This is a genomic window from Micromonospora deserti, from assembly GCF_003236335.1.
Lineage (GTDB): Bacteria > Actinomycetota > Actinomycetes > Mycobacteriales > Micromonosporaceae > Micromonospora > Micromonospora deserti.
The window spans coordinates 1-10,104 of record NZ_POUB01000221.1 but is presented as its reverse complement, the minus strand read 5'-3'; the positions used below and the strand labels follow the sequence as shown (position 1 = coordinate 10,104).

The following is a 10,104-nucleotide window of genomic DNA, read 5'->3' as shown; positions in this document are numbered from 1 at the left end:
GTCATCGCCTCGCCCGAGATGGCCGGCGCCCCGGGAGCCGCAGGAGTGACCGGCGGAGAAGGGTCCGGCTGACCGGCGCGGGCACCGGCCATCTCGGGCGAGGCGATGACCGCTGGTCAGCGTCGCGCCGGGCGGAGGGCGTACCAGGCGGCGCCGGCGGCCAGCACGCCGAAGCCGGCCAGCACGCTCGACAGCGGCAGGTTGACCGCGAGCAGCAGACAGCCGACCAGCCCGAGCACGGCCAGCGCCTGCACCGGCAGTTTCCGCCCCGGCTCCCGACCGAGGGTCAGCGCGGCCGCGTTGGTGATCGCGTAGTAGACCAGCACGGTGCAGCTGGAGAAGCCGATGGCGTCGCGCACGTCCCCGAGCGCCACCGCCAGGATCACCACCGCGGCGACCGCCAGTTCGGCCCGGTGCGGCACCTGGTGCACCGGGTGAACGGCGGCGAGCGCGCCGGGCAGGTCGCGGCGGCGGGCCATCGCCAGGGCGGTGCGTCCCACGCCGGCGAGCAGGGAGAGCAGCACCCCGGTCACCGCGACGGTCGCCCCGGCGCGGACCACCCAGGCCAGGCCGGGCAGCCCGGCGGCGGTCACCACCTCGGCCAGGGGCGCGGCGGAACCGGCCAGCCGGTCGGCGCCGAGCACGCCGACCGCGACCACGGCCAGCACCAGGTAGATCGCCAGCACCACACCGAGCGCCAGTGGCACCGCCCGCGGGATGGTCCGCTCCGGGTCGCGGACCTCCTCGCCGAGGGTGGCGACCCGGGCGTACCCGGCGAAGGCGAAGAAGAGCAGCCCGGCGGCGGTGAGCACGCCCCGGCCGGAGCCACCGGGGTCGCCGAGCCGGTCCAGCGAGACGTCGCCCGCGCCGGCGACCGCGACCAGGGCCAGCACCGCCAGCACCAGCCCGACCAGGACCTTCGTCGCGGTCGCTGTCTTTCCGATGCCGCGCAGGTTCACCGCGGTCACGGCCAGCACCGCCGCGACCGCGACGGGTCGGGCCTGCCCCGGCCAGAGGTACGCCCCGATGGTCAGCGCCATCGCCGCGCAGCTCGCCGTCTTGCCGACCACGAAACCCCAGCCGGCCAGGAAGCCGGCGAAGGGGCCGAGCCGCTCGCGGCCGTACACGTAGGTGCCGCCGGACTCGGGGTAGCGGGCGGCGAGCCGGGCCGAGCTGGTCGCGTTGCAGAACGCGATGAATCCGGCCAGCGCCAGCGCCGCTACCAGGCCGGGCCCGCCGGCCGCGGCGGCGGCCGGCGCGAAGACCACGAAGACGCCCGCACCGAGCATCGACCCCAGCCCGATGACCACCGCGTCGGGTACGCCCAGCCGGCGCGCCAGTTGATCCACGTCGGGGAGACTAGGTGGTCGAGATGAACGGCCGGTCGCCAGTCGGCAGCCAGGCGGGCAGTGGCAGGTCGTCCCAGGGCACCCGGTGCAGCAGCCGGTCCAGCAGCAGGCCCAGCAGCAGCCCGGCCACCGAGTCGGTCAGCCAGTGCCAGCCCAGGTACGTGGTGGTGGTCAGGACGACCAGCGGCGGCACCACCCGGATCACGGTGACCAGCCGGGGCGGGGCGGTGCGCCCGTAGCAGCGCAGCAGCGGGGCGAGCAGCAGGGCGATCACGCCGTACCAGACGATCGCGTTGGTGACGTGCCCGGACGGGTAGGACTGGGCGAACCGCAGCGGCAGGTCCTCCTGGAAGAGCGGGAGGGTCTGCTCCGCCGGCAGGAACGGCTCCTTGACGCTGGCGCTCGGCGCGGGCCGTGCCGTCCACACCTTCAACGGGCCGATGGTCAGGTAGGTGAGCCCGAACGCGAGCACCGGTGGCAGCACCGGGCGCACCGATCTCAGCCGGACGGCGAGCAGCACCCCGAGCCCCAGCGCGATCAGCGTCAGCGGGGCGCCCTGGCCCAGGTAGTTGAGGACCACCGCCGCCCCGTGGGCGGCCGCCGGCCGGTGCGCCTGCGACCAGTCGAACACCGCCCGGTCGATCCCGAAGAGCTGGCCGGCGGCGAGCGCCGCGGTCAGCCCGGCGAGCGCCACCAGCAGCACGGCGTCGAACCACCAGCCGGCCGGGCGGACCGGCCGGAGGTGGAGCCCGCGCCGTACCGTCGTGGTCTCCCGCACCCCGACCACGCTACCGGCCCGCCGCGGCGCCGGACCGGGCCGGCCGGGGGTGGCTGTGTGCCCAGCCACGCGGGGAAGCGCCGCACGGGGCGAGGCGTCACACTTGTGCCCGTGCGGATCACCTCGGCCCTCGTCGACCCGGCGCTGCTCGACCTTCCCTGGTCGACCCCGCTGGCGGAGTGGCCTGCCCAACACCTGGTCGCGCTGCCGCAGGGCATCTCCCGGCACATCGTCCGCTTCGTCCGGCTCGGCGACTACGTCTACGCGGTCAAGGAGACCGGCGAGCGGGTCGCCGAGCGGGAGTACGACCTGCTGCGCGCTCTGGAGCGGATCGACTTCCCGTCGGTGGAGGCGGTGGCGATCGTGGCCGACCGGCAGACCGACGACGGTGAGCCGCTCGACCCGGTGCTGATCACCCGGCACCTGCAGTTCTCGCTGCCCTACCGGGCGCTGTTCTCGCACACCCTCCGCCCGGAGACGATGCAGCGGCTGCTCGACGCGCTCGCCGCGCTGCTGGTCCGGATGCACCTGACCGGCTTCTTCTGGGGCGACTGCTCACTATCCAACACACTGTTCCGGCGGGACGCCGGGGCCTTCGCCGCGTACCTGGTGGACGCGGAGACGGGCGCGCTGCACCGCTCGCTCTCCAGCGGCCAGCGCGGCGAGGACCTGGAGATCGCCCGGGTCAACATCTTCGGCGAGGCGCTCGACCTGCAAGCCGCCGGGCTGCTGCACGAGTCGATCGACCCGGAGGTGGTCTGCGAGGAGGTCGTGCAGCGCTACGAGCGGCTCTGGCACGAGATCACCTACGAGCAGCAGGTCGAGCGGGAGGCGCGGCACGACATCGAGGGGCGGATTCGCCGCCTCAACGAGCTGGGCTTCGACGTCGCCGAGATCGCCGTGTCGACCATCGACGGCGGGCGCTACCTGGTCCGGCCGAAGGTGGTCGACGCCGGCTACCACACCCGGCGGCTGCTGCGCCTGACCGGCCTGGACGCCGAGGAGAACCAGGCCCGCCGGCTGCTCAACGACCTGGACGCGTACCGGGCCGAGAGCGACCTGACCGACGAGCAGCAGGCCGCGCACCGCTGGCTCACCGAGGTGTTCGAGCCGGTGGTCCGGGCGGTCCCCGCCCACCTGCGCCGCAAACTGGAGCCGCAGGAACTCTTCGCGCAGATCATCGAGCACAAGTGGCTGCTCTCCGAGCGCGCCGGCCGGGACGTGGGGATGGCCCCGGCCGTGCAGTCGTACCTGGCCGATGTGCTGGTGCACCGCCCCGACGAGCAGGCCGTCCTCGGCGTGGAGGTGCCCACCGCCGGCTGAGCCACCCGCTGCCCGCCGTCCTCCCCACGGCTGGGCGGCGGCCGGCCGGTGCTGTTGCGTTTGCTGTCGAGCTGCCCGCACCGGCGGGCAGCCGGATCGGCGGGGTGCGGACCGTTTCGACTGGGGCCGGTCCTACGCGCGGGCAGCCGGTTCGGGCGGGTCCGGACCGGTCTCATAGCCGGGGCAGCTCGACAGGCTCGGCGCCGCACGCGGGAGCCCGGCAGAACCAGCGGGCCGTGGCTGCTCAGTCCACCCAGGAGCCGCCGCGCATCACCCGCACCACGTTCAGGTCGTCGTCGAGGACCACCAGGTCGGCCCGGAGCCCGACCTGGAGCGCACCCAGCCTGTCGCCGAGGTTGATCGCCCGCGCGGGCGTGGTCGCCACCATCCGGGCCGCGTCGGCGATCGGGATGCCGGCGGCCACCGCGTGCCGCAGGGCCGCGTCCATGGTCAGCGTGCTGCCGGCGATCGACCCGTCGCTGGTCAGCCGCGCCACCCCGGCGGCCACGGTGACCGCCTGGCCACCCAGCTCGTACCCGCCGTCGGGCATGCCGGCGGCTGCCATCGCGTCGGTGATCAGGGCGGCCCGCTCCGGGCCGGCGACCGAGGTGGCGAAGGTGAGCATGCCGTCGTGCAGGTGTACGCCGTCGGCGACCAGCTCGCAGACCACGTTCGGGGCGGCCAGCAGGGCCACCACCGGGCCGGGCTCGCGGTGGTGCACCGGCCGCATCCCGTTGAACAGGTGGGTGCCGACGCTCGCGCCGGCCGCCACCGCGGCCCGGGTCTCGTCGTACGTGGCGTCGGTGTGCCCGACCGCGACGACCACCCGGTGCGCGGTGAGCAGCTTGACCGCCTCCAGCGCGCCGTCTCGCTCCGGGGCCAGGGTCACCATGCGGACCGCGCCGTCGCCCAGCTCGATCAGCTCGGTCAGCTCGTCGAACGACGGGTCGCGGAGGAACTCGGGATTCTGCGCGCCGCACCGCACCGAGGAGAGGTACGGGCCTTCGAAGTGGATGCCGGCCAGCACGCCCTCGCGCACCAGCGGCGCGTACGCGGCGGTGGCGTCCCGCATCAGGTCGAACGGCGAGCTGACCAGGCTGGCCAGCAGGGTCGTGGTGCCGTGCCGCAGGTGGAACGCCGCCGCCGCGCGGGCCTGCCCGGCGTCGCCGGTGGTGAAGGTGTGCCCGCCCCCGCCGTGCGTGTGCATGTCGACGAAGCCGGGCAGGATCCAGTGCCCGTCCCGCACCGACGGGTACTCGGCGACCGCGGTGATCCGGTCGCCGTTGATCTCCACGCAGCCCTGCCGGATCACGCCGGTCGGGGTCACCACCTTGCCGTTCACCCGCAGGGCCATCACTTCTCCAGACTGTCGAGGGCGAGCAGGGCGGCGCCGAGGCAGCCGGCCTCGTCGCCGAGGGCGGCCGGGACCAGCCGCGGCTCCCGGTGGAACGTCATCCGCTCGTGCACCGCCGCGCGCAGCGGGTCGAACAGTCGCGCGCCGGCCCGGGCCAGCCCGCCGCCGAGCACGACGGCTTCCACGTCGAAGAGGGACTGGCCGGTGGCGAGGCCGTCGGCGAGCGCCTCGACCGCCTCCCGCCAGACCTGGCCGGCCACCGCCTCACCGGCCGACGCCCGGTCCGCCACCTCGGCGGCGCTCGCCGGCGCCCCGGTCAGCTCCGCGTACCGGCGGGCGATCGCGGCGGCGGACGCCACCGCCTCCAGGCAGCCGGGACGGCCGCAGCCGCAGCGCGGACCGCCGGGGCGGACCAGGATGTGGCCGATCTCGCCGGCGGCGCCGTGCGCGCCGACGGCGGCCGACCCGCCGACCACGTGCGCGGCGGCGATGCCGGTGCCGATGGCGACGAAGAGGACGTGCCCGGCGCCGCGGCCGGCGCCGAGCCGGGCCTCCGCGAGGCCACCGGCGCGCACGTCGTGGCCGACCGCCGTCGGCAGGCCGAGCCGCGTCCACGCCAGCTCCCGCAGCGGTACGTTCCGGAAGCCGACGTTCGCCGACCAGACCGCCATCCCCCGGGCCTCGTCGACCACCCCGGGCACGACGACGCCGAGCGCGACCGGGGTGAGCCCGTCGGCGCGGGCCTTGCCGGCCAGCCCGTCGGCGACCGCCAGGATGGTGTCGACCACCGCGTCCGGGCCGCGCCCGGCGTCGGTGGGGTGCCGTTCGGTGTGCAGGGTGCTGCCGTCCGGGCGGACCAGGGCGCACTTCATCCCGGTGCCGCCGACGTCCAGCGCGACGACGACGCGATCGCTCAGACGGAGCTTTCCTTCGTTCGCGGGGCTCGCAAGCTCACTCCTCGCGCTCACGCAAGCACCACGGAGCGGCTCAGGTGTCGGGGTGCGTCCGGGTCGAGGCCGCGGCTGGTGGCGAGCGCGACGGCGAAGCGCTGGGCGAGGATCAGGTCGGCCATCGGATCCACCGGGGTGCGCCCGGCGGCCCAGCTGCCGAGCACGGTGCGGCAGCCGTGGGTGCGGCTGTGCACGAAGGCCGCGCCGGTCGCCGCGACGTCCTCCGGCAACCCCTCGGGCAGCTCGCCGAACGCCCAGACCAGCCGGCCGGGGGCGGCGACCGAGATCGGGCCGTGCCGGTAGTCCATCGCCGGGTACGCCTCGGCCCAGAAGGTGGCCGCCTCGCGGCACTTCAGCGCGGCCTCCTGGGCCAGCCCGACCGTCCAGCCCCGGCCGAGGAAGGTGACCTGCTCGATCCCGCTCGGGTCGATGGGCAGCGGGGCGCGTACCGCGACCTCGGCGTCGGCGGCCAGCGCGGCCACGTTGTCGCCGAGGTGGGCGCGGAGCAGGGCCAGGGCGGTGGTCGCGAAGCGGGTCTGCACCACCGAGCGTTCGTCGGCGAAGGGCATGGCCACCGCGGCGGTGGCCAGGTCGATGGCGGGGGAGGCGGGGTCGCCGACCAGGACGGTGGTGGGCAGTTGGCCGCGCAGGGCGGCGAGCAGCTCGGTGACCTCCGTGGTGGTGCCCGAGCGGGTGATCGCGACCAGCCGGTCGTAGCGACGGCCGGCGGGGAACTCGGAGGCCTGGAAGGCGTCGGTCTCACCCTGGCCGGCGGCCTCGCGGCGGGCCGCGTATGCCATCGCCATGAACCACGATGTGCCGCAGCCCACGACGGCGACCCGCTCGCCGGGCCGGGGGAGTTGGTCGGCGGTGTCGGCGGCCATCCGCGCCGCCTCCCGCCAGCAGTCGGGCTGGCTCGCGATCTCCGCGTCGACGTACGCCATGAGACTCTCCTCCACAGGGGGAGCGGTGCGCAATACGGCTCGTTTGACCCGTCTTTCGCGCGCTATTCTGCGCGAGCCGGGTGACCCTGGCAACCAGCCGCGCGATCGAGCAGGTCGTGGTTTTGCGCCCTCCTAGTTTCGCGCACTACTGTGCACGCAATCAATCACCGACCGCGCAGTAACTGGAGGCCCGGGGTGGACCGCTACGCCAGATGGAACGCCCTGCTCGAAATGCTGACCGACAACGGCCGGGTCAGCGTCGAGGAGGCGGCCGAGCGGCTGGACGTCTCCCAGGCCACCATCCGCCGTGACTTCGACCAGCTCGCCCAGCAGCAGATGATCACCCGCACCAGGGGTGGCGCGGTCGCCAACGGCGTCTCGTACGACCTGCCGCTGCGGTACAAGACCGCCAAGCACTCGGCGGAGAAGCAGCGGATCGGTGCGGCCGCCGCGGCGCTGGTCTCGCCGGGCACCGTGGTCGGCCTGAACGGCGGCACCACCAGCACGGAGGTGGCCCGGGCCCTGGCGGTGCGGCCCGACCTGAACACCAGCGCCGAAGGCGCCCAGCTGACCGTGGTCACCAACGCCCTGAACATCGCCAACGAGCTGCTGGTCCGTTCCCGGATGAAGGTGGTGGTGGCCGGCGGGGTGGTGCGCCCCAAGTCCTTCGAGCTGGTCGGCCCGCTCGGCGGCGCGCTGCTGCGCGAGGTCACCCTGGACGTCGCCCTGCTCGGCGTGGACGCGATCGACCCGCAACTCGGCGCCGCCGCCCACCACGAGGGGGAGGCGGCGATGAACAACCTGATGGTGGCCCGGGCCAAACGGGTGGTGATCATCGCGGACTCCTCCAAGCTGGGCGGTCACGCCTTCGCCCGGATCTGCCCGGTGGACCGGGTGGAGACGCTGGTCACCGACTCGGGCGCCGCGCCGGCGGTGGTGGAGGCGTTCCGCGCCGCCGGGGTCAACGTCATCTGCGCCTGACCGCCCGCGCCGCGTCACGCTCCGTGGTGGCAGTGCCCTGTTTGGGTGGCTTTCGGCGCGTCACTGCATACCGGGTATTGCGGAGCACTGCATACCACGTATGGTGTCGCCTGTCATGGCGTCCATCGGGGGAGGTGCAGCTTGCCAGCTGTCCTGGAGATAGAAGGTCTACGAAAGACGTACAAGAGTCGTCGGCGCGGTACCCGCAACGCGCTGGACGGCTTCGACATGCGGGTCGAGGCGGGCCAGGTGCACGGCTTCCTCGGGCCCAACGGCTCGGGCAAGACCACCACGCTGCGTACGCTGCTCGGTCTGATCCGGCCCGACGGCGGCCGGATGTCGATCCTCGGGCACGACGTGCCGGCGGCGCTGCCGACGGTGGCCGGGCAGGTCGGCGCGATCGTGGAGAGCCCGCAGTTCTTCCCACACTTCTCCGCCCGCGACACCCTGTCGTTGCTGGCCGGCGCCGGTGACGTGCCGGCGGAGCGGATCGACGAGGTGCTGGAGCTGGTCGGCCTGCGGGACCGGGCCGGCGAACGGGTCAAGACGTACTCGCTGGGCATGAAGCAGCGGCTCGCCGTCGCCTCGGCCCTGCTGAAGAACCCGAAGCTGCTGATCCTCGACGAGCCGGCCAACGGCCTCGACCCGGGCGGCATCCGGGAGATGCGCACCCTGATGCGCACCCTCGCCGAGTCGGGGATGACCGTGGTGCTCTCCAGCCACATCCTCGGCGAGATCCAGCTCATCTGCGACTCGGTCACCATCATCTCGCTGGGCCGGCGGGTCGCCTTCGGCCCGGTAGAGGAGGTGCTCGCCCAGCACTCCTCGGGCGCCGTCCGGGTGCGGCTGGAGGCGGTCACCGACCTGCCCGCGGCCGCCGAGGCGCTGATCCGCAGCGGGATCCGGGTGACCGGGCACCCCGACCACCTGATGCTCGCCGGGGTCGACAAGCCGGCCACGGTGACCCGGCTCCTCGCCGAGCAGGGCCTCTACGTCAGCGAACTGGCCCCGGTCGCCGTCGACCTGGAGAGCGTCTTCCTCGAACTGACCGCCACCGCGCCGGTACCCGGCCAGCACCGGCAGGTCGACCAATCCACGAAGGTCGGTGAGGCCGGGCAGACCAGCACCGGGGGAGGGTGGGGCGCGTGAGTCTCTACCGTACGGAACTGCGTCGGCTGGCCAAGCGGCGCTTCACCCGCTGGGCGACCCTGCTCGGCCTGCTGGTGCTGGCCGCCGTGGTGGTCGGCGTCTTCTTCACCAACGAGAAGATCGGGCCGGCCCAGCTGGCCCAGGCCGAGCAGCGGGCCGAGCAGGAGTATCAGCAGCAGGTCCGCTGGAGCGAGCAGGAACGCGCCGCGTGCGAGGCGGCGAAGGCCGGCGGTACGGCCGAGCCGGACCGCTACCCGGAGGACTGCTCGGTCATCAGCCCGCCACCGCGGGAGGCGATCGAAGCCCAGTGGTTCCTCCCCTCCACCTTCGACTTCCGGGAGAGCTTCGGATTCACCCTGCTCCCCTTCGCGGCGATCCTGGCGCTGGTGGGGTTCGTGGTGGGCGCCTCCTTCGTCGGGGCGGAGTGGAACACCGGCGGGATGATGAACCTGCTGCTGTGGCGGCCGAAGCGGCTGACCGTCCTGCTGACCAAGCTGGCGGCGCTGCTCAGCGGGCTGCTCGCGGTGGCGCTATCCGCCGCGGTGCTCTGGTTCGCGGGGTTCTGGCTGGTCGCCACCTTCCGGGGCAGCACCGAGAAGATGACCTCCGGGGCCTGGCAGTCGTTCGCCCTGACCGGGCTGCGCGGCGTCGTGCTGGCGCTGGTCCTGGCGACGGCCGGGTTCGCGCTGGCCTCGCTGGGCCGGCACACCGCGATGGCCCTGGGCGGCGCGATCGGGGTGATGGTGGTCGGCCAGTTCGCCCTCGGCATCCTGCTGGACATGGCCGGCGTCCGCTTCGCCGAGGCCTGGCTGCTGCCGACGTACGCGATGGCGTGGATGCAGAAGAAGGTGACCCTACAGGACTGGCAGTCCTGCAACGCCACGTTCTCCGGGGAGTGCCAGCCGGCAACCCTGGACATCACCTGGCAGCAGTCCTCGGTGCTGCTGGCCGTCGGGGTGATCGTGACCCTGGGCGCGGCGCTGTGGACGATGCGCCGGCGGGACATCTCCTGACCGCCGCGGCGGCGCGGCCCTGGTCCTCCCCGACCGGGCCGCGCCGCCGGTCACGTCTGATGCGGTCCGGGTCGGCCCTGGTTAGGCTGGGGTTCCCGGTCGGCGTCGCCGTGCCGGCCGCCGCCCCCACAAGGAGCGCCATGCAGCCCGCCGACGCCGCCCCGACCGCCACCGAGCCGGCCACGGCCGACCGGGGTCAGGACGGGCCGACGGCCGGCGCCCGCGGCGCGGGGAGCATCCCCCCGCCCCGCTCCGTGCCGACC

At 74.2% G+C, this 10,104-nt stretch carries 9 protein-coding genes; 4 read left to right on the top strand and 5 right to left on the bottom strand.

What is annotated here, in order from left to right; genetic code table 11:
* Positions 1-116 precede the first annotated feature (116 nt).
* Entirely contained in the window at positions 117-1,349 is a 1,233-nt protein-coding gene (locus C1I99_RS24155; protein WP_111136493.1) for an APC family permease, read from the bottom strand.
* 10 nt (positions 1,350-1,359) lie between these two features.
* Positions 1,360-2,196, bottom strand: a complete 837-nt coding sequence (locus tag C1I99_RS24150; RefSeq protein WP_199562374.1) for a phosphatase PAP2 family protein — start codon at positions 2,194-2,196, stop codon at positions 1,360-1,362.
* A 42-nt stretch (positions 2,197-2,238) separates the two neighbouring features.
* Between C1I99_RS24150 and C1I99_RS24145 the strand changes: the two genes are divergently transcribed.
* Positions 2,239-3,450: a DUF4032 domain-containing protein gene (locus C1I99_RS24145; RefSeq protein WP_199562373.1), complete on the top strand. Its 1,212-nt coding sequence runs from the start codon at positions 2,239-2,241 to the stop codon at positions 3,448-3,450.
* Positions 3,451-3,694: 244 nt separating this feature from the next.
* On the opposite strand, the gene nagA is transcribed toward C1I99_RS24145, so the two are convergent.
* Genes nagA through C1I99_RS24130 form a run of 3 tightly spaced genes read right to left on the bottom strand, consistent with a single transcriptional unit; the run spans position 3,695 to position 6,698 of the window.
* Positions 3,695-4,804, bottom strand: a complete 1,110-nt coding sequence (nagA, locus tag C1I99_RS24140; RefSeq protein ID WP_111136490.1) for an N-acetylglucosamine-6-phosphate deacetylase — start codon at positions 4,802-4,804, stop codon at positions 3,695-3,697.
* The gene (locus C1I99_RS24135) at positions 4,804-5,721 is read right to left on the bottom strand and encodes an ROK family protein (RefSeq protein WP_111136495.1); all 918 of its coding nucleotides are present in this window, start codon (positions 5,719-5,721) and stop codon (positions 4,804-4,806) included. The genes nagA and C1I99_RS24135 overlap by 1 nt, the downstream gene beginning before the upstream one ends.
* A gap of 47 nt (positions 5,722-5,768) precedes the next feature.
* The gene (locus C1I99_RS24130; RefSeq protein WP_111136489.1) at positions 5,769-6,698 is read right to left on the bottom strand and encodes an SIS domain-containing protein; all 930 of its coding nucleotides are present in this window, start codon (positions 6,696-6,698) and stop codon (positions 5,769-5,771) included.
* A 195-nt stretch (positions 6,699-6,893) separates the two neighbouring features.
* On the opposite strand from C1I99_RS24130, the gene C1I99_RS24125 reads away from it, so the two are divergent.
* The 3 genes from C1I99_RS24125 to C1I99_RS24115 all read left to right on the top strand — a co-directional run bounded on the left by C1I99_RS24125 (position 6,894) and on the right by C1I99_RS24115 (position 9,841).
* On the top strand, positions 6,894-7,679 hold the full coding sequence (locus C1I99_RS24125) for a DeoR/GlpR family DNA-binding transcription regulator (RefSeq protein WP_111136488.1): 786 nt from the start codon (positions 6,894-6,896) through the stop codon (positions 7,677-7,679).
* Between the two features lie 141 nt (positions 7,680-7,820).
* Positions 7,821-8,828 (top strand): ABC transporter ATP-binding protein, encoded by a 1,008-nt coding sequence (locus C1I99_RS24120; RefSeq protein ID WP_111136487.1) that lies wholly within the window; start codon positions 7,821-7,823, stop codon positions 8,826-8,828.
* Complete coding sequence (locus tag C1I99_RS24115; protein WP_111136494.1) at positions 8,825-9,841, top strand: ABC transporter permease subunit; 1,017 nt, start codon at positions 8,825-8,827, stop codon at positions 9,839-9,841. Before C1I99_RS24120 ends, C1I99_RS24115 begins: the two co-directional genes overlap by 4 nt.
* Positions 9,842-10,104 lie beyond the last annotated feature (263 nt).